We start from the raw sequence: 19935 nt of genomic DNA on the forward strand, positions 1-19935 counted from the left end.
CGCATCAGTTACCTCCTCGTGAGGCGAGCGCGGCAGACCCGCGCGATTGGGACGGCGCGGCAGCCCGCTCCGGCCCGGTGTTGACGAGCAGTGCGCGATCCTTGCCGGACCGCAGCACGATGGTCCGCGGAACGCCATCGACCACGATGGTATCGCCGCGCACGGTGAAGTTGACGGGGCCTTCGACCCCGTCGGAATTGGTGACGAGGATCGCGGGCACTTCCTTGCCTTCCGGCCAGGTCAGGAAGGTCGCAGTGCCGTCGTCGAAGGTATTTTCCGGCAGCAGGCCGGGATCGCCCGAGGCATTCCAGGCAAAGTTGAGGTCCGACGGGTCGACCGTCATGATCTGCTGGGCAGGTGCATCGGGCTGGCTTGCCGGCGCATTGGCCGCGAGCTGTTCCTTGGGCTTTTCGGGCTCCGGCGGATAGTTGAAGCGCAGCACGTAGAGCGGCTTCGCGGTCGGACTGGCGATCAGGTCGAACAGGTAGGTGTGCTTGTTGGTGATGACCGTCATGTTGGTCGCAGCACGCGCTTCCAGCGGCTTCACGAACAGGATGTTGGCGCGCTTGTTCGGCGTCACCTGCCATGCCTGGCTGTCACCGATGGCGACGTTCTCGATCGACTCGTCCTCGCCGAACACGATCGAGGCCTGCACGGCCACCTTCCCGTCGACGCGCACGATGCGCATGTCGTCGTACATCACCTCGACGAGGCGGGGGTCCTTGGCCAGCGCCGGCGTCGCCAGCAGCCCAAGGGCGAGCGCGGATATGATCGCGCGGTTCATCAGCGTTTCTCCACAGTACGGTCGAGGGCCTTGGGCGGGGCGGGCTTGAAGCGGCTGCCGATCCCCATTGCCCGCGACGGGCCCGAATTGAGCGGTGTCACCTGACCGCTGCCTGAAGCGGTGGCGAAAACCTTGGTGGTGCGCGTCGTCGAACCGCCCGCGCCGTCATTGGCGGCGGCGGCGGTCGGGATGGCGGATACGTCGATCCGGCGCGCGGCGGAACTGGCCTGGTTGGCGGCCTGGGCCTGGGCCAGCGCGGCGGAAGGGGCCGCGGTGGCCACGGCCGGGGCCGAAGAGCCGGACTTCTCTTCCTTGCTCGATGTGAGGCCGAAGACGGTCCATCCCGACACCATGGCACCGGCAACCTTGAGCACCAGCACCATCAGCGCGACATGCACCGCGCCGACCATGAAGAAGCCCATCGCCGCCTGCGGGTTCACCTGCCCCGGCGTGGCGGTCAGCTGGCCGAGGATCGGCACGGCCAGTTCGAGCATCACGCTGCCGCCGAGTACCGCGAAAAGCGGCGCCAGAGCACACATGACGAGGCCCTTCACCCAGCCGGTGAACAGGCCGCGCGTGCCGTTGAACAGCGCCATCACGACGAAGATCGGACCCAGCGCGACCAGCACGCCCAGGGCGATCTTGGTCGTTACCAGCAGGCCGACGGTGCCGAGCATGAACAGCATGGCACCGAGCCACATCATCCCTTCGGGCGAGAAGGCGGAAAACTCCTCGTTCCCCCCGCTCGCTTCCTGGATCGCGAGGAAGACGACGTCGATCTTCTGCGCGAAGACCTGCGTCGCGCTGCCGCGCGTTCCGGTGAGGATGCCCGCGAGGTAGTCGGGCGTGCCGATGGCGAGGTTCCACACGAAGCTCTGGTAGGCGAGCCAGCTGGTCGCGAACATCAGCACGATGCCCAGCGTCGCCATGCGCGGCACCAGCGAACGGACGCCGACATTGGTGCGGCCGGTCAGCAACGCGAAGCCGAACATTGCGACATAGAGCGTGAGGACGATGGTCAGCACCGTGCCGAGCTGACCGCCGGGGGCGAACAGGCGACCGAAGGCGGCGGCCGAAGCCTCGCCCGCGACGCAATCCACGCCCTTCAGCGCGGCAGCGACGCCGTTGCCGACCTCCTGGGCCGCCTGCTGGCAGTTGGCGCTGGTCATTCTGCGGCAAGGCCGAGGGTTTCGACCCCCGCCTCCTCGATGTCGTTCGCCCCGCCCGGCCATGCGGTGCCGGTAAGCGCGGGGAACCAGTCGGCAGGCGCATCGCCCAGCGCATCGCGCAGCAGGTCGAGGCGGCGCACCGTGCTCTCGCGGCCCGACAGCAGCGTCAGGACCTCGGGCGCACCCGAGAGATCGAGGCGCACCACGACGCTCGCATCGGGCTGGCGGACGAGGAAGCAGCGGCTGTGCGCAGGCAGCGTGCGGATCAGCGCAAGCTCGTGCTCGGTGAGGCCGAAGCCATCGCAGTAATCCTCAGGGCGCGCGCGGGAGTTGGGCATGAAGACCATGGTCGCAGTCTGCTCGACCAGCGCGGTCGAGATGCGGCTTTCCAGCGCGTCACGGGCGCTCTGCGTCGCGAAGCCGACCAGCGCATTGCGCTTTCTCAGCGTCTTGAGCCAGTCGCGGATGCGTGCGGCGAAGACCTCGTCGTCCAGTGCCTTCCAGCCTTCGTCGATCAGGATCATCGTCGGCTTGCCGTCGAGACGCTCCTCGATGCGGTGGAAGAGGTACATCATCGTCGGCGTGCGCAGGCGCGGGTTCTCGAGCAGCGCGGTCATGTCGAAGCCGAGCACGCGCGCGGTCAGGTCGAGCCGGTCCTCGGCATTGTCGAACATCCACGCATGCTCGCCCTCACCGATCCACGCGCCGAGGCGGTCGGACAAATCGCCCGGCTGCGGGCGGCGGCTACCGGACAGGAGTTCGCGGAAATTGCGCAGGCGGCGCAGCGACGGGTCGTTGGCATAGGCCGCGTCGACCGCACCCGCGATGGTCTGCTCTTCCTCGGGACCGTTGGCCTTGAGCAGCACGCCCAGCCAGTCGCGCAGGAAGGCGCGGTTGGTCGGGGTGTCGGGCAGCGCGAGCGGGTTGAAGCCGGTCGGCTCGCCCGCGCGGATGCTGTCATAGCGCCCACCGATGCCGCGCACGAACAGCTCGGCGCCGCGATCCTTGTCGAACAGGATGGTGCGGGGGCTGAACTTCTGCGCCTGCGCGGCGAGGAAGTTCATCACCACGGTCTTGCCCGAGCCCGAGGGTCCGATGACCGAGAAATTGCCCAGGTCGCCGTGGTGGAAGTTGAAGAAGAACGGGGTCGCGCTGGTGGTTTCAAGCAGCGTCACCGCCTCGCCCCAATGGTTGCCCTGCGCCTGGCCGAGCGCGAAGCCGTGGAGCGAACCGAAGCTCGCCATGTTGGCGCTGGAAATCAGCGCGCGGCGGACGAGGTAGCCCTCGTTGCCGGGGAACTGGCCCCAGAAGGCGGGTTCGAGATTGGTGTCCTCGCGCACCGCGATCGCGCCGGTATCGGCGAGCGCGGCGGCGCATGCGGCCATGGCATCGTCGAGCCGGCCGAGGTCGCGTTCCTTGACCATTACGGTCAGGTGGTGGTCGCCGAAACCGACGGCCCCGTTACCCAGCGCATCGCGCGCGGCCATCATGTCGGCACGTTCTGCAGCAGCTTCCTCGTCGGCGGACTTGAGACGGCGGATCGCAAGATCCATCCGCTCGCGCGCGGTCTGGCGCTCGGTCGGGGCGTAGCTTTCGCTCACCACCATTTCGAACGGCAGGCGCAGCAGGCTGTCGAGCAGGCCGGGCGAGGTCGCTTCGGGATAATCCTTGAGGCCGAGGATGGCGGCGAAATCGGGCGAGCCCGAACCGCGCAGCTCGATCGCGTCGAGGCCGAAGCTGACCCGGCGATAGGGCAGCATGTGGCCCACATCGACATCGTCGGCGGGCTTGCGCACCGGACGCATCTCGCCATTGTAGAGCGCCGAGAGCAGTTCGAGCATTTCCGAATTGGTATTGCCCTGCGGTCCGACATAGTCGGTCAGCGGCGTGGCGCCATAGGCCTGCAGCGCGGCGACCAGCCCTTGCGAGGCGGCGCGCAAGGAGCGCAGGTCCTTGGGATCAGCCTCCAGCTGCGGGCGGCCCTTCTTCTTCCAGCCCTTGCTGACACGCTCGACCAGGCCCGCCTTGCCGCGTGCGGGACGACGAATCAGGGTAATGAACTGGTCGTTGACGAAGAGCTGGCCAGAGCCCAGCCGCTCGCGCCAGCGCGCGTCGATGTGGCGGCTGATGGGATCGGGGAACTGAGATTCCAGCTCCACCGAAACGCGGCGACGGATGACGTGGTGGTAGAGCACGAAACGCGCGTCGAGCGTGGAGCGCAGCACCACCTCGCGCGTCGCCGCGTGGGCGTTCAGCGCCTCGCTGTCCTCGGTCTCGAACAACAGCCCGGGGACCTGGATCGCGGTCATCACCGACCCGTCGCGCAGCAGCAGCGTGCTCTCGTCGACCAGGCGCGCATAGGGCAGCCGGTCGCCCGCGCGCGCTTCTTTCGCGCTCCAGGCCGCTGCTCCCTTCCACTTGCTCATTACAAAGACCCTTCCCGCTCAGGCTGCATAGGAATTGCACCCCCAGCGCTTGTAGTTCGCGACGCGCGGGCACTTCGAAACCTTGGTGATCCAGAGGTCGAAGATGCGCGGTTCGCGCAGGCAGGCGAAATAGCCGATGCCATGCATCACACCGGCCGCCAGCAAGGCGAGCCAGCTGCCGGTGATCAGGAATATCTCGGTCGTCACCATCCCGTTGATGATGAAATAGTTATATGTCACCCCCGCGAACATCTGCGGGCGGGTGAGTGCACGGTGGACGGGATGGCGGACGAGGTTCGTCATGGTCAGCCCGCCGCGACGCCCTGGATACCGGCGACGATCGAGGCTGCACCGAACAGGATGAAGACGCCGATGATCACGGTCGCGCCGAAGCGCCAGTTGAGGCGGCCGGTCAGCATCATGAAGCCGACGGCGGCGACCGCCATCACTGCAACCGCGGTGGCGACATTGCCCAGCAGCGTGCCCTGCAACCAGCCGAGCGCGGCAACGATCGGGCCCGAACCGGCGGGATCGGCGGCCTGCGCGAAAGCGGCAGACGGGGTTGCAAGCAGGGCCATCACGGCCGGAATCGAAATCGAACGCTTCAAGTGAATTTACTCCCGTGAGTGGTCGGCAAGGCGGCCCATGATCGAGGCCACGTAAAGCTGTGTTTCGCGGATGCGCGGAATGCCGCCGGCCTTTTCGACACGGCCGGGTCCGGCATTGTAGGCGGCGAGCGCCTTTTCGAGATCGCCGTCGAACCGGTCGAGCTGTTCGCGCAGATAGCGCGCCCCGCCTTCCAGGTTGGCGAAAGGATCGTCTGCATTGACGCCGAGGTCGCGCGCCGTGCCTGGCATGAGCTGGGCAAGTCCGCGTGCGCCCACCGGCGAGACGGCCGAAGCGCGCCAGCGGCTCTCCTGCCAGACCAGCGCCTCGATCAGTGTCGGGCTGAGGTCGAAGCGGGCAGAAAGTTCGGCGACCTTGGCCTGGTAGGCAGCGGGAACCATGCGCGACTGGATCGCCGGGTCGGCAACCGCGAAGTCGGGGACGAAGACGTCTGCCGGTACCTCGCCAAAGGCCTCGGATTCGATAGCTGTCATGTCGACGTGCGTCGTCGCGGGGCTCCCGCCGGCTATCCAGCGTGCTCCGTCAGCATCTATCTCCATGACATCCGCCTTTGCAGGAAAGGCGGCCAGCGTTGCACAGGACAGACCCATAGCGAACGCCAAGCGTGCGAGAATCATTGCACCCTCCGTCCGGTCCCGTTGGCCATACTACATGACAAGCGAGTGACAGGAAGCTGAATATGCCGGAAATCCGCATTTACGGGGAATCCGGGCGAATACGAAAAAGCCCGCGTTTCCAGATAGAAACGCGGGCCATCGGTGAACCCTCGGCAAATAATCAGGTTTAGCGCATGGAGAGCGCGTAATAGGTGGCGAAATCACCGCTATCGAGCATGGCCAGCGCGCGGCGGGCCAGATGGCGCGAATCCCTGAATTCGCCGTTGGCGGTTTCGAGTTCCACGCTGTTGCTGGCCGTCGCAGCCGCCTCGAAATCGGCTCGTGCTTCATCGTAGCGACCCAGCCGGGCGAGCGCGATGCCGTGGTTGATGAGGCGGGCAGGATCGTCCTGGGCCAGTTCCTTGCAATTCTCGATCGCATCGACAGCCTCATGGTCGCGGCCTGCGACGAGCTGCTCGAAACCGACGTCATAGGTCGTTTCCGGAGCGACGACTGCGTCGACCGGACCCTGTGCCATCAGCGCCATCGCCAGTGTTGCAACGATTGCCATCAGAACTCTCCCTTTGTTCGTTGAGGAGAGGAATATCGGTCGCCACCAGCAACTGCAACAAAACCGTAACATTGTCATATTTCTGAAACGTGGGGCCTCGTCGAACGGGTCAAGCGGGCATTTTTGCAGCTTGCCGGGGAATCCTGTTGAAACTGCAACATAACGGTCACGAACCGACAAAAACTGTCACGAACGGAGCCTAGCGGGCGAGTCGCGATCAACGAATTCGCGCTTCCGATTCACCCGGTTTTTTGAGGGGACCGTTACCCGTGACCAATCTTCATCGTTCGCTCGTTCTTGGCTGCAGCGCACTGGCCCTTGCCAGCTGTGGCGCCGACGAAATCGTTTCGCCGGGCACCGGCGGCAACATCACCATCAACAACCCGCCGGCCACGCCAACCCCCACGCCGACCCCGACGCCGACTTCGGCCCTGGTGACCCCGGCAGCCGGTTGTCCGACCATCTCGGACCCGCAGGGCCTGACCGATGGTGGCACTATTTCCGGTCCGACTGGCGAATACCGCATCTGCACCATGCCCGCGCGTTTCAACGCCAGCTCGACCCTGCCCTACATCAAGGGCGTACTTTATCGCATGAACGGCCGCGTCGACGTGGGCACCGATGGTGGCCCTACCGCCACTGCGGCCGACACCAAGGTCAAGCTGACGATCGAGCCGGGCGCAATCATCTACGCCTCGGGTTCGAGCTTCCTCAACGTCAACCGCGGCAACACGATCGCGGCTAATGGCACTGCCAGCCGTCCGATCATCTTCACCAGCCGCGACAACGTGCAGGGTCTCAACACCAGCAACTCGTCGGGCCAGTGGGGCGGCGTCGTCCTCTCGGGCCGCGCTCCGGTCACCGATTGTATCGCCCCGGGCGCGACGCCGGGCACCACGGCCTGCGAACGCCAGGTCGAAGGCGCGGCGCAGCCGGCCCTGTTCGGCGGCGCGACGGCGAACGACAACTCGGGCAGCATGTCCTATGTCCAGATCCGCTACTCGGGCTTCGTCCTTTCGGGCGACAGCGAGCTCCAGTCGCTGACCACCGGCGGCGTCGGATCGGGCACCACCCTGCACCACATCATGAGCTACAACAGCTCGGATGACGGCGTCGAATTCTTCGGCGGCCAGTTCAACGTTGCCAACCTCATCGTGGTCGGCGCGGAAGACGACGGTCTCGACACCGACACCGGCGTGAAGACCAACATGCAGTTCGTCCTCGTGGTCCAGCGTCCGAACACCGGCGACACGATGATCGAGGCAGACTCGACCAACGCCCTCGAAGAAAACACGCCGCGCCAGAACACGCGCATCTCGAACGCGACCTTCATCGCCAACAGCGGCGTGAAGGACCAGGCAATCCGCCTGCGCGGTTCGACCGACTATCGCATCATGAACTCGATCATTGTCGACAAGTCGGGTGCAACCCCGTGCCTGCGCGTCGATGGCACCAACACGCTGAGCCGTGCGGCCGATGCCGGCCTCGACGAGGCCGGTCCGGTCCAGTTCGACAGCTTCGTGATGGATTGCGCGACCGACTTCCGCGACAGCTCGGGCGGCGTCACCGCCGCGGCGATCCAGACCCGCTATGAAGCCGGCACCAACAACAATGCCAACTTCACCAACACGCTGACCATGACCTACCTCAACGGCGCCAACGAAACCGCCGTTCCGGTGTTCGATCCCACCTCGCTCTCCAGCTTCTTCGTGCTCCCGACCTCGATCGGTGCCGTCTACGCCGGCAACGCGACCTGGGTCGAAGGTTGGACCTGCAACTCGCCCACCGCCGGCTTCGGCTCGGTGACCGAGTGCACCACCCTGCCGGTCTACTCCTGACCTGCATGAAGGCTGCGGGGCGCGCTCCACGGACGCGTCCCGCAGCCTCATTCCATTTTAAGCGGGCCTAGCGCCCGACCCGAGTTTCACAGACCTGATCATGAGGGGGTCTTTCGACATGTCGACCGGCAAGCGGCTCTCCGCGCTGCTCCTGTTCACCACCGCGCTTTGCGCTCCCGGCATCGCCTTTGCACAGGACGCCGCACCCGACACCGGCGCCGAAGGCGTTCCGCCCGAGGAAGACGCCGCGACCGACGCCGCGCTTGCGGACCAGGCCGAAGGTGTCGAGGACACCGCGCAGGACGAGGAAGCCTACGAGCAGCCTGAAGTCTCGGTCCCGGGCGGCGCCATCGTCGTCACCGGCCGCCGCCGGCAGGACATCACCCGCGCCTCGACGCAGGTCGTCTCGGTACTCGACACCGCCGCCATCGCGCGGACCGGTGAAGGCGACATCGCCGGCGCGCTGACCCGCGTCACCGGCCTGTCCACCGTCGGCAACGGCCTCGTCTACGTCCGCGGTCTCGGCGATCGCTACTCGCTGGCGCTGCTCAACGGCCTGCCGCTACCCTCGCCCGAGCCGCTCAGCCGCGTGGTCCCGCTCGACATCTTCCCGACCAGCATCGTGGCCTCGAGCCTCGTGCAGAAGACCTATTCGGCAAACTTCCCGGGCGAGTTCGGCGGCGGCGTGATCAACCTCACGACCCGCGCGGTGCCCGACGAGGCTTTCGTCAAGATCAGCGCCGGCATCAGCGGCGACGGCGAGACGACCTTCGGCCCCGGCTACACCTATTTCGGTTCGGACTACGACTGGTTCGGCTTCGACGACGGCAGCCGCGACGTGCGCCCTGCCCTCCAGAGTTTCCTCGACAGCGGCCTCAACATCGAGGACCCCGATGTCGACAAGCAGGCGATCCTCAAGGAACTGGGCGATCCCAACCTCGTCCTCTTGCAGAAGATCAGCGACCTGCCGGTCAACTTCTCCGGCGGCATCACTGCCGGCACCGCGTTCGACGTGTTCGGCGACGGCCGCCTGGGGGTCATCGCCACCGCCTCGATCAGCAACAAGTGGCGCAACCGCTACATCACGCAGCAGACCGCCGCGAGCACCGACCTGTCGCTCGACACCGATGCGCGCGATTTCGTCACCGACAACCGCGTGCTGGTCAACGCCATGCTCGGCTTCGGTCTCGAGGTCGGCGAGCACCGCTTCCGCCTGACCAACCTCTACATCCGCGACTCGCTCAAGCAGGCCTCGCTCGAACAGAGCGAGGACTTCCAGAACGGCGATACCGACCTGACGCAGAACACCGCATGGTACGAGCGCCAGCTGATCGACACGCAGTTCACCGGCGAAATGAAGTTCGGCGACCTCTCGGTCGACCTGCGCGGCGGCTATGCCCAGACGCAGCGCGAGGCGCCTTACGAGTGGACCTTCCGCTACTCGCGCTCGAACAATGCCGCCGATCCCTATGGCGACCTGTTCCTCAATACGCTCGATCCGCAGCGCGGCGGCGCGATCGTCGCCTTCTCGGACCTGACCGAAGACCTCTATTACGGCGGTCTTGACCTCAGCTACCAGGCGACCGACTGGCTCGGCGTCACGGTCGGCGGTGCCTATACCGACACCAGCCGCCTTTCCGAACGCCGCGAGTTCGACATTCGCGCTACCGGTGCCTATCCCGACGTCTTCGGCGCTTTCCGCCCCGATGCACTCCTCGGTGGTGCACTGATCGACCTCGGCTTCGATCCTTCAGCACAGCAGGCTGCCGGCCTCGGACCGTTCAGCTACACGATCTTCGACACCACCGGTTCGGACCCCGCGTTCGAGGCGGGGCTGGAGATCAAGGCCGGTTACGTGAAGGCGCAGGTCGCGCCGATCGAAGGGCTCTCGCTCGACGTCGGCGTGCGTTACGAGGACGCGACGCAGGAAGTCGTCCCGCTCGGCCTCGACGGCAACCCCAGCGGTTCGTCGAACAACACGCTGCTGGCCAACGACTACTGGCTGCCCGCGGCGACCCTCACCTGGGAAATCGCCGACAGCCTGCAGGCGCGTTTCAACGCGTCGAAGACCATCGCCCGTCCGCAGTTCCGCGAGCTGATCTTCCAGACCTATTACGATCCGGAAACCAACCGCCGCTTCAACGGCAACCCGCTGCTGGTCGATAGCCGCCTGACCAATTACGAGGCACGCCTCGAATACTACTGGGGTTCGGGCAGCCGCGTCAGCCTTGCCGGGTTCTACAAGGACATCAGCAAGCCGATCGAGGTCTTCTCGAGCTTCTCGGACAACGAGCAGGCCTCGGGCTTCGCCAACGCCCCTGCCGCACAGCTCTACGGCACCGAGTTCGAGATGCAGTGGAACAAGGACCTGTTCGACCTTGGTGACTGGTGGGAGAGCAAGCGCTTCGTCGCCGTGCTCAACTACACCTACACCCAGTCGAAGCTGAAGGTGACGGCGAACGACACTGCTTTCGTCTTCCCCTCGGCCCCGCAGCCGGCGACGAACTACTTCCGCGACGGCGTGCCGCTCACGGGACAGTCGGATCACCTGGTCAACGTCCAGCTGGGCATCGAGGATCTCGACAAGGTCAGCCAGGCAACCTTCCTCGTCAGCTATGCGAGCAAGCGCGTGACCAGCCGCGGCACCTCGGGCCTGCCGGACATCCTCGAGGATCCGGGCCTGCGCCTCGACTTCGTCTACCGCCAGGGCGTCGAACTTTTCGGGACCGATGTGGAACTGAAGTTCGAAGCCCGCAACCTCACCGGTCGCGACCACTTCGAATACCAGGACAACGGCGACAACCGGATCGAGATCAACAGCTACGACGTCGGCCGCAGCGTCAGCGCATCGGTTTCGATCGAGTTCTGATCCCACCAGGCTTCATGAGAGAAGGGCCGTCCGCAAGGGCGGCCCTTCGTTGTTACGCTTTCCCTTGCACGTAGTCCTGCTGTTTGATCCGCCCCAAATCTGCTGCGGAAGAATCTGGATTCGAACGCCACCGCATGGTAGGATTTTGGCCTGGTCGCCTTCTGCGTTGAGGGAGACTCGCGATGCAGCACACCTCCAGACTTTTCGCCGTCTTGCTTGCCACTCTTGCCTCTGGCGGAGCGTCGGCGACAATTGCGGAGACCGCACTATCACGGGAGGCTTTCGCCGCCCTCGATCCCACCGCGCCCGGCAGGAACGCCTGCAGGGCTGGAAACGGATCCAGTGAGGTTCTCGATGCGCGGCTTCGCCTGGCCCAATCGCTGGCCGAAGAGCGTGGTTTTGGCACCGCATCGATAGGATTGTATTCGGGGATCGGCCGCTCGGATTTTCCCGCCTCGAAGATGGACCCACAGGCCCGACGCTATTTCGATCAGGGCCTCGCCTTTGCTTATGGCTTCAATCACGAAGCCGCCATCCGTTCGTTCAAACGTGCCCAGGAGCTGGCTCCGGATTGCGCGGAATGCTGGTGGGGCGAAGCCATGGCAAACGGTCCCAATATCAATGCCGCTATGAGCGATGCGCAAAACTCCTCTGCCCTCGCCGCCCTCGCCAGGGCTCAGCAACTGTCTGCCTCGTCCAACGACTTCACGAAGGCTCTGATTGAGGCGCAGGCGGTGCGATATTCGGCGGCCCCCGATGCCGATCGCGGCGCACTCGACCGGGGGTATGCGCAAGCCATGCTGCGGATTGCCGCAAATTACCCAGAAAGCGACGACCTCGCCGTACTTGCTGCGGAAGCGGCGATGAATACCAGCCCTTGGAACTACTGGAGCGACGAAGGCCAGCCCGTCCAGTTCATCGCCGAAGCGGTCGGACTGATCGAAAAGGTCATGGCACGCAATCCGAAGCATCCCCAGGCATCGCATCTGTACATCCACCTGCTTGAACTGCCACAGCCGGCAAAGGCGGAGGCAGCTGCAGATAGATTGCGGGCGAACAGTCCGAAGGCGCTCGGTCACCTGGTGCACATGCCGGCCCACATCTATTACCGCCTCGGCCGATACCAGGATTCAATAGAGGCCAACATCAAGGCAGCCGCAGCGGACGAAGCTTACCTTCGCGAAGTCGGCGACGATGGCCTCGTGCGCTTCGGATACTATCCACACAACGTGCACTTCTTGCTGACCTCGGCCCAGGCCATGGGCGACGTTCCGACGGTCGTGAACCAGACCGCAAAGCTTCAAAGCATTCTCGATGTCGAGACAGGGCGAGAGCTCTATTGGGTCCAGGCGATCTACGCCGCGCCATATTTCGCCTTTGCGCAATATTCCTCGCCGGAAGCGGTGATCGCTCTCACGCGCAAGCCGCATCCACTCGAATACGTCGAGGCCATGCGCCATTATGCTCGTGCAGTTGCTATCGCGCTCAAGCCCGGGCTCGGCGATTTCACTGCAGAGCTCGATGCCATGCAGCAACTGGCGCGTTCAGACAGCGCGAAGACGATGGAAGCAAACGGCTTTCCCGCTCCGCTGATCATCGACCTCGCGATGGAAGTGGCGAAAGGGCGAAAGGCACTCGCACAATCGCAATTCGAACAAGCGATCGCGCATTTCTCCAAGGCTCGAGAAATGCAGAAGCAAATCCCCTACAATGAGCCTCCGTTCTGGTATTATCCGGTCGATCAGTCGCTCGGCGCAGCATTCTACAAGGCGGGCCGCTTTGCCGAGGCGAAGAGCGCCTTCCGTGCTGCGCTCTTCGACGCCCCCAACAGCGCCCTGGCTCTCTATGGCCTCGCCCAGACCGAAGGAAAACTTCGAAACCGTCTGGAACAGATGGCGGCAGAACGGGCCTTCAGATCAGTGTGGCGAGGCGATACCGACTGGCCCGATCTAGGTCGGATTTGACCAATCGAGGCGCGCCCCTTCCCCCTCTAACGCCGGGCCTCAATGGCAGGGGCCACGAGGTTCTGACGAATCAAGTCGCGCTCCTCAATGCGAGTCGTAGACGTATCCCAGCGACCGCACCGTGCGCACGCGGTCGCCCGCGCCCATCGCCCTTAGCGCCCTGCGCAGGCGGCCGATCCACACGTCGACCGTGCGCTCGTCGATCGGCGGCTCCTGCTTGCCGAGGGCGGCGATGAGGTCGGCGCGGGTCAGCACGCGGTCGGGGTTCTGGGCGAAGAAGCGCAGCAGGCGGAATTCGTTGGGCCTCAAATCCAGCGCCCGCCCCGCCCAGCGCGCCTGGAGCGCGGCAGCGTCGATGGTGAGTTCGCCCAGCTCGAGGATTTCCGAAACGCTCGTCTGCGCCCCGCCCCATTGCAGCGCCATCACGCGGTCGAGCACGGCAGTGCGGTCGATGGGGCCAAGGATGTAGTCGTCCGCCCCGGCCTTCAATGCCCGACGCTTGTCCTCGGCATCGTCCTCGTCGAGCACGATGGTGATATGCGCCTCTGCAGTGCGCTTGTCGGCACGCAGGCGGCGACACATCTCGAGGCCGGAGAGGTCCTCCATCACCCAGTCGACGAAGGCACAGACCGGCCCTTCGACCAGCCGGTGCGGACCGTCGGGGTACAGCCGCGCAAAGGCATAGCGCGTCTCGCCATGCATGAAGTCGGTGATCTCTTCACCGAGGCGGTCAGTCAGGAAAATGTTTATGGCTTGCACGCGGTTCGTATCCCACCCTGTCGGGTGAGCGATGGCGCAGTCATGTGACTCGTTTGTGACCCGTTTGCCCGGATTGTAACACTCGGGCCGAATTGGGCGATTTTCTATTCGTGGACGCGGCTGAGCGTCCAGTTGCGCGGTGCTGTCGAGGCGATGCCTACCGGGTTCTTCGGCACATATGGCGCCTCGAGCCTCGCGACTTCCTCGTCCGTCAGGCCGAGGTCCATGGCGGCGACTGCGGCAGCGATATGCCCTTCCTTGGTCGCGCCGATGATCGGGGCGGTGATGCCCTTGGCGAAATGCCACGCCAGCCCCACCGTTGCGCGCGATACCCCGCGTTCCGCAGCGATCGCACCGACCGCATCGATGATGGCGCGATCGGCATCTTCCTGCTGGCGATAGAGCAGCTTGCCGAAGCCGTCGGTCTCGCTGCGCACCGTCGTCTCGTCCCAGCCCCGCGCGAGCTTGCCGCGGGCGAGTGGGCTCCACGGGATCAGGCCTACGCCCTGGTCATGGCAGAGGGGGATCATCTCGCGCTCTTCCTCGCGATAGAGCAGGTTGACGTGGTTCTGCATCGATATGAAGCGGGTCCAGCCGTTCGCGCGTGCGACCTCCTGTGCCTTGGCGAATTGCCATGCGGCCATCGACGACGCGCCGATGTAGCGCGCCTTGCCCGCCTTCACGATGTCGTGCAGCGCCTCCATCGTTTCCTCGATCGGCGTCGCATCGTCCCAGCGGTGGATCTGGAACAGGTCGACGTAGTCCATCTCCAGCCTCGCAAGGCTGTCGTCGATCGCCTGGAACAGGCTCTTGCGGGAATTGCCGCCGGTGTTCGGCGCCTGCCGCCAGGGGAGGAAGGCCTTGGTCGCCAGCACGATCTCGTCACGCCTGGCGAACTCGGGGAGGAGCTTGCCCATGACCTCTTCCGATGCGCCCATCGAATACATGTTGGCGGTGTCGAAGAAGTTGATCCCGGCCTCGACCGCCTCGCGGATGAAGGGGCGCGACTGCCCCTCGTCGAGCACCCAGTCGCCGTGCCAGCCACGCGTAGTGTCGCCATAGCTCATGCAGCCGAGGCACAGGCGCGAGACCTTGAGGCCGCTGGGGCCTAGATTGACGTATTCCATCAGTCTTCTCCTAAGAGAGCGTCATGCCACCATCAACGCGGATGGTCTGGCCGACGACGTAATCCGCCAGCGGCGAAGCGAGGAACAGCGCCGCGCCCGCCATGTCCGCCGGCGTGCCCATGCGCCCCGCCGGGATGCGCGCCACCGCACCGGCGGCACGCTGCTCGTTCTCGGTCGTGACTTTGGTGAGCTTGGTCGGGACGAGGCCCGGGGCGATGCCGTTGACACGGATGCCCTCGCCCGCCCACGCCTGCGCAAGGCTGCCCACCAGGCTGACCGCGCCCGCCTTGCTCGCAGCATAGGCGGGGTTGCCGATCATGGCATGATAAGCCCCGACCGAACTGACGATGATCAGCGAACCGCCATTCTCGGCCAGCTTGGGGCGCACGGCACGGGAACAATCCATCAGCGAGTTGAGGTTGACCTCCATGACCGCGTCCCAACCCGCCCGCTCGAATTCCTCGCGGCGATAGCGGACGGTGCCCTGGCACAGCACGACCACATCCAGGGTTTCGGGCAGGGCGAGCTTTTCGAATGCGCCAGGCTGCGAAACGTCCACATTATGGAAGACAAGGTCTACAAGATCGCTACCTTCATCTACACTGTAGTCGTTCGCTGAAGCGCGCGTTCCGGTGACGTGAACCTTGGCGCCGTGTTGGCGAAAGCCGTGGGCGATCCCATTGCCGATGCCGCTCGTGCCCCCGACAACGAGGACGGTCTTGCCGGAATAGTCGAGCGGATCGGACAATCGGATTCTCCTCAGATCGAGCGGCTGATCACTTCCTTCATGATCTCATTCGTACCGCCGAAAATGCGCGTCACGCGCGCGTCGCGCCACAGGCGGGCGATGGCGTATTCGTTCATGTAGCCCGCCCCGCCATGCAGCTGGAGCGCCTTGTCGCACGCCTCCCACTGGAGGTCGGTGTGCCACAGCTTGGCCGCGCTCGCCTCGTCGGTGGTGAGCTCGCCTGCGAGGTGCTTCTTGATCGCCCAGTCTAAGTGCGCCCAGCCGACCTGGAGCTTCGCCTTGAGATCGGCGAGGACGAACTTGGTGTTCTGGAATTCGAACACCGTCTTGCCGAACGCCTTGCGATCCTTGGTGAACTTCACCGCCTCGTCGAAGGCGCGCTGCGCGGCGGCCTGCGCGCCCACGGCGATGCCGAGGCGTTCCTGAGGCAGTTCCTCCATCAGGTGGATGAAGCCCCGTCCTTCACCGCCGAGGATGTTGGTCATCGGGACGCGGCACTCGTTGAAGAACAGTTCCGAGGTATCGGCCGAATGCTGCCCGATCTTGTCGAGGTTGCGCCCGCGCTCGAAGCCAGGCGTGTCGGCATCAACCAGCACCAGCGTCGTGCCCTTGGCGCCCTGTGTCGGGTCGGTCTTGGCGACGACGATGATGACGTCGGCGTTCTGGCCATTGGTGATGTAGGTCTTCGACCCGTTCACCACCAAGTGGTTGCCGTCCTTCACCGCCGTGGTGCGAATGCCCTGCAAGTCACTGCCCGCGCCCGGCTCGGTCATGGCGATGGCCGAGATGACGTCGCCCGAGACCATGCCCGGAAGATATTTCGCGCGCTGCTCGTCGGTGCCGAGGCGCTCGATGTAATTGGCGGTGATGTCGTTCTGCAGCGTGAAGCCGGCCGAACTGCCGAGGTAGGAGAGCTCCTCGCACAGGACGCAGTTGAAGCCGAAATCGAGGCCAAGGCCGCCGTTCTCTTCCTTGACGGTGGGGCACAGCATCCCCGCCTCGCCCAACGCCTTCCACGCCGAGCGCGGCACGATGCCGTCGGCTTCGTGCTGGTCGAGATAGGGTGTCATGTGTTCGGCAAAGACCTTGCGCACGGTGTCGCGGAAGGCCTCGTGATCCTCGTTGTAGGCGAAGCGCTGGCTGGTATCGAGCATGGTCAGGTCAGTCCTCAGTTCAGGAGACCGGTGAGGCGGCCGCGGATGATTTCCTCGGCTTCGCTTATGATCCGGTCGATCAGTTCCTTGCAGGTGGGAATGTCATGGATGAGGCCGGCAACCATGCCGCAGGACCAGGCGCCTGCGTCCATGTCGCCTTCCATCATGATACGGGGATAGACGCCTGCGACCTCCTCGATGATATCCTCGAACTTGAGGTTGGGGCCGAGGGCTCGTTCCTTTTCGAGCAGGCGTTCGACCGCGGCATTGGTCATGACGCGCTCGGTATTGCGCAGCGGGCGCATGACGAGGCGGGTGTCGAGTTCGGAAGCGGCGACGATCGCCTTCTTCACGTTCTCGTGCACCGGCGCTTCCTTGGTGGCGATGAAGCGGGTGCCCATGTTCATCCCGTCCGCACCCATGGCGAGGCTGGCGACGAGGCTGCGGGCATCGGCCATGCCGCCACTGGCGACGAAGGGAATTTCGAGTTCATCCGCCGCGCGGGGCAGCAGGATCATGTTCGGGATATCGTCCTCTCCCGGATGGCCGCCACATTCGAAACCGTCCACGCTTACGGCATCGCAGCCGATCGACTGCGCCTTCAGCGAGTGGCGGACACTGGTGCACTTGTGGATCACCTTGACCCCTGCATCCTTGAAATAGGGCAGCACCTGCGCCGGGTTGTTGCCTGCCGTCTCGACCGCCTTGACCCCGCTTTCGATGATCACGCGCACCAGCCCCGGATAGTCGGGCGCATTGACGGTCGGCAGGAATGTCAGGTTCACGCCGAAGGGCTTGTCGGTCATGTCCTTGCAGCGCGCGATCTCGTTGGCGAGCTTTTCGGGGGTGCCCTGGGTGAGGCCGGTGATGATGCCGAGGCCGCCGGCATTGGACACTGCGGCCGCCATCTCGGCAAAGCCGACATAATGCATGCCGCCCTGGATGATGGGATGCTCGATGCCGAAAAGTTCGGTGATGCGGGTCTTCATGGCAGCCTCTCTCCCTTGGTTGCGTTTCGCAACCGGTATCGAGAGGCTTGAAGAGAGTCTAGCGCTTCGCGACCTGTTCGAGCGCGGCGAGCAGCTCGGCGCCGCTCGCCGTAAGGGAAAGCCTGTCATCGATCCGTTCGGCAAGGCCTTCGCGTTCCAGATCTTCGCCGGTTGGCGCTCGCATAACGCGGCCATAGCGTCCGCCATGGTAGATCAGCGGTTCGGCGTCCCGGCGGTCGAAATCGACCACCTCGCCAAGAAATATGGCGTGGTCCCCGCCCTCGTATTCGAAGCGCGCGCGGCAGCCAAAGCGCGCGGCATAGCCCTCGATCAGCGGAGCCCCCTCTGCACCATCGGCAACGTCGAGACTTTCGAACTTGTCGGCGCCCGCCCGCGCAAAACGGTCGGACATGGCCTGCTGGTCTGCAGCCAGCACATGGACTGCCCAGCTCTCGGCATCTCGGAAGACAGGCAGGGTCCCGGACTTGAGCGACAAGCTCCACAGAACCATCGGCGGATCGAGGCTGACCGAATTGAAGCTGTTGGCCGTAAGTCCGAACGGTTTTCCTTCCGCATCGCGCGCGGTCACGATCGTCACACCGGTGACGAAACTGCCCAGGGCATCGCGAAAGGAGGTGGCATCGAACATTGCCGCCTCGCTAGGTGAGCAAGACTACCGCGGCAAGGGTCAAGCAGCGGCTGGCGCGGGGCAATAGCGCGAAACGTATTGCCCGTGGCCCGGCATCCGATCGACCAGCCAGCGGATGGACTTTTCCATCTCGTCCATTTCCTTGGCAACGCCGTTGGCGACACCTTCCGCCATCGGACTGGTGCCACCCATGGAAATGCCCTGCCCCATCATCACCGCCGCCCAGCTGGTGGTGGTGAACAGCTCGTCCTCTTCGCGGAAGATCTGCCCGTTCGACTTGAAGACCTCGATCTTCTCGGTGAGCGTATCGGGTACAGCCATGGTGCGGCAGTAGTTCCAGAACTCGGAGTCGTCGCGCCTCGTCGCCTTGTAGTGGAGGATGAGGAAGTCGCGGATCCTCTCGTATTCCTTTGTGGCGAGGCGGTTGTAGGTGCTCCTCTGCGCCTCCGTTATGCCTTCAAGCGAAAGGATCGCGATCAGCTTGTTCACCCCGGTGTTGATGAGGTGGATGGAAGTCGATTCCAGCGGCTCCATGAAACCCGACGCAAGGCCGAGCGCAACCACGTTCCGGTTCCAGAACTTCTTCCGCCGTCCCGTCACGAAGCGGAGGAAATTGGGGTCGGCCGTCGGCTTTCCGGCCATGTTCCGGACCAGTATGTCGTGCGCCTCGTCGGCCTCCATGTACTGGCTGCAATAGACGTGGCCGTTGCCGTTACGATGCTGCAGCGGGACCTGCCACTGCCAGCCGGCCGAGTGCGCAGTCGCCTTGGTGAAGGGCGGCGGCGGCGATCCATCGTCACGATTGCAGGGCAGCGCCACTGCGCGGTCGCACGGAAGGTAATGCGTCCAGTCCTCGTAACCCGTCCCGAGGGCCTGTTCGATGAGGACGCCGCGAAAGCCGGTGCAGTCGATGAAGAGATCGCCCTCAATCGTTTCCCCGCTGTGTAGCGTAAAGCCGGTGACGTCGCCGCTCTCGGGATCGAGCGCGACATCCTGCACCTTGCCTTCCTTACGCACCACACCGCGCATCTCGGCATATTTGCGCAGGAAGCGCGCATAGGCGGTGGCGTCGATGTGGTAGGCGTAATTCATCGGCGGCAGGTCGTCGCGATTGTAGTCCTCGGTCCGCGAGAACTTGCCGAAATAGGCCGCCATGGTTTCGAGATTGAAGGCCTGCAGCGGTCGCCTGTCGCCGCGCTGGCGCATCGTGTGCCAGACCTGGTGGAAGTTGATGCCGCCCAGCTCGTATCCGTAATTGCCGAAAGGGTGGAGATAGCTTTCGCCGACCTGGCCCCAGTTGGAGAACTGGATTCCCAGTTTGAATGTCGCCTGGGTGGCCGCCATCATCTCCCGTTCGTCGATCTCGAGCGCACGCTGGAATTCGACGAAAGGCGGAATCGTCGCCTCGCCGACGCCGACCGTCCCGATTTCCTCCGATTCGACGAGCTTGATATCGACATTGCGCCCGTCCCGGATCCGCGACAGCGCTGCGGCCGCCATCCATCCGGCAGTCCCTCCGCCGAGTATGACAATACGTTCAATAGTCATGCATCTCTCCATGGCACCGATCGCCATATGTTGCCAGTCGGCAACGGTCGTTGTGAACGTTCATATTCGGTCTTGTGAACGCTCACAACCCTCGGTATGTAACAATCAAGGCACAGG

Annotated in this window: 17 protein-coding genes; 3 read left to right on the top strand and 14 right to left on the bottom strand. The window is 64.5% G+C overall.

Annotation, left to right across the window (positions count from 1 at the left end):
• Positions 1 to 4 precede the first annotated feature (4 nt).
• From RAM60_RS09325 to RAM60_RS09355, 7 genes are all read right to left on the bottom strand, one after another.
• On the bottom strand, positions 5 to 784 hold the full coding sequence (locus RAM60_RS09325; protein ID WP_369027008.1) for a TrbG/VirB9 family P-type conjugative transfer protein: 780 nt from the start codon (positions 782 to 784) through the stop codon (positions 5 to 7).
• Positions 784 to 1953, bottom strand: coding sequence for a TrbL/VirB6 family protein (locus RAM60_RS09330; RefSeq protein ID WP_369027007.1), 1170 nt, complete (start codon positions 1951 to 1953; stop codon positions 784 to 786). The genes RAM60_RS09325 and RAM60_RS09330 overlap by 1 nt, the downstream gene beginning before the upstream one ends.
• A complete protein-coding gene (locus tag RAM60_RS09335; protein ID WP_369027006.1) occupies positions 1950 to 4379 on the bottom strand; it encodes a VirB4 family type IV secretion/conjugal transfer ATPase in 2430 nt (809 codons plus the stop codon). Before RAM60_RS09335 ends, RAM60_RS09330 begins: the two co-directional genes overlap by 4 nt.
• An 18-nt stretch (positions 4380 to 4397) precedes the next feature.
• Complete coding sequence (locus tag RAM60_RS09340) at positions 4398 to 4682, bottom strand: VirB3 family type IV secretion system protein (protein ID WP_369027005.1); 285 nt, start codon at positions 4680 to 4682, stop codon at positions 4398 to 4400.
• A 2-nt stretch (positions 4683 to 4684) separates the two neighbouring features.
• The gene (locus RAM60_RS09345) at positions 4685 to 4987 is read right to left on the bottom strand and encodes a TrbC/VirB2 family protein (RefSeq protein ID WP_200981116.1); all 303 of its coding nucleotides are present in this window, start codon (positions 4985 to 4987) and stop codon (positions 4685 to 4687) included.
• Positions 4988 to 4993: 6 nt separating this feature from the next.
• Positions 4994 to 5623 (bottom strand): lytic transglycosylase domain-containing protein, encoded by a 630-nt coding sequence (locus RAM60_RS09350; RefSeq protein WP_369027004.1) that lies wholly within the window; start codon positions 5621 to 5623, stop codon positions 4994 to 4996.
• A 166-nt stretch (positions 5624 to 5789) separates the two neighbouring features.
• Positions 5790 to 6173, bottom strand: coding sequence for a hypothetical protein (locus RAM60_RS09355; RefSeq protein WP_200981117.1), 384 nt, complete (start codon positions 6171 to 6173; stop codon positions 5790 to 5792).
• Between the two features lie 269 nt (positions 6174 to 6442).
• On the opposite strand from RAM60_RS09355, the gene RAM60_RS09360 reads away from it, so the two are divergent.
• The 3 genes from RAM60_RS09360 (at position 6443) to RAM60_RS09370 (ending at position 12844) form a co-directional block, all read left to right on the top strand.
• A complete protein-coding gene (locus RAM60_RS09360; protein WP_369027003.1) occupies positions 6443 to 8011 on the top strand; it encodes a beta-helix domain-containing protein in 1569 nt (522 codons plus the stop codon).
• A gap of 118 nt (positions 8012 to 8129) precedes the next feature.
• Positions 8130 to 10880: a TonB-dependent receptor domain-containing protein gene (locus RAM60_RS09365; RefSeq protein ID WP_369027002.1), complete on the top strand. Its 2751-nt coding sequence runs from the start codon at positions 8130 to 8132 to the stop codon at positions 10878 to 10880.
• A gap of 182 nt (positions 10881 to 11062) precedes the next feature.
• Positions 11063 to 12844, top strand: a complete 1782-nt coding sequence (locus RAM60_RS09370; protein WP_369027001.1) for a tetratricopeptide repeat protein — start codon at positions 11063 to 11065, stop codon at positions 12842 to 12844.
• A gap of 84 nt (positions 12845 to 12928) precedes the next feature.
• Here the strand turns inward: RAM60_RS09370 and RAM60_RS09375 are convergent, their stop codons facing one another.
• The 7 genes from RAM60_RS09375 to RAM60_RS09405 form a co-directional block, all read right to left on the bottom strand.
• Entirely contained in the window at positions 12929 to 13603 is a 675-nt protein-coding gene (locus tag RAM60_RS09375; protein WP_425504491.1) for a response regulator transcription factor, read from the bottom strand.
• A 104-nt stretch (positions 13604 to 13707) separates the two neighbouring features.
• On the bottom strand, positions 13708 to 14730 hold the full coding sequence (locus tag RAM60_RS09380) for an aldo/keto reductase (RefSeq protein ID WP_369027000.1): 1023 nt from the start codon (positions 14728 to 14730) through the stop codon (positions 13708 to 13710).
• A gap of 10 nt (positions 14731 to 14740) precedes the next feature.
• Positions 14741 to 15478: an SDR family NAD(P)-dependent oxidoreductase gene (locus RAM60_RS09385; protein ID WP_369026999.1), complete on the bottom strand. Its 738-nt coding sequence runs from the start codon at positions 15476 to 15478 to the stop codon at positions 14741 to 14743.
• Between the two features lie 11 nt (positions 15479 to 15489).
• Positions 15490 to 16632 (bottom strand): acyl-CoA dehydrogenase family protein, encoded by a 1143-nt coding sequence (locus RAM60_RS09390; RefSeq protein WP_200981123.1) that lies wholly within the window; start codon positions 16630 to 16632, stop codon positions 15490 to 15492.
• Positions 16633 to 16646: 14 nt separating this feature from the next.
• Entirely contained in the window at positions 16647 to 17750 is a 1104-nt protein-coding gene (locus RAM60_RS09395) for an NAD(P)H-dependent flavin oxidoreductase (RefSeq protein WP_369026998.1), read from the bottom strand.
• Positions 17680 to 18270: a flavin reductase family protein gene (locus RAM60_RS09400; RefSeq protein WP_369026997.1), complete on the bottom strand. Its 591-nt coding sequence runs from the start codon at positions 18268 to 18270 to the stop codon at positions 17680 to 17682. The genes RAM60_RS09395 and RAM60_RS09400 overlap by 71 nt, the downstream gene beginning before the upstream one ends.
• 39 nt (positions 18271 to 18309) lie before the next feature.
• Positions 18310 to 19818: a tryptophan halogenase family protein gene (locus RAM60_RS09405; RefSeq protein ID WP_369026996.1), complete on the bottom strand. Its 1509-nt coding sequence runs from the start codon at positions 19816 to 19818 to the stop codon at positions 18310 to 18312.
• Positions 19819 to 19935 lie beyond the last annotated feature (117 nt).

This window comes from Qipengyuania sp. RANM35 (genome assembly GCF_041021145.2).
In the GTDB taxonomy this organism is placed as follows: domain Bacteria; phylum Pseudomonadota; class Alphaproteobacteria; order Sphingomonadales; family Sphingomonadaceae; genus Qipengyuania; species Qipengyuania soli.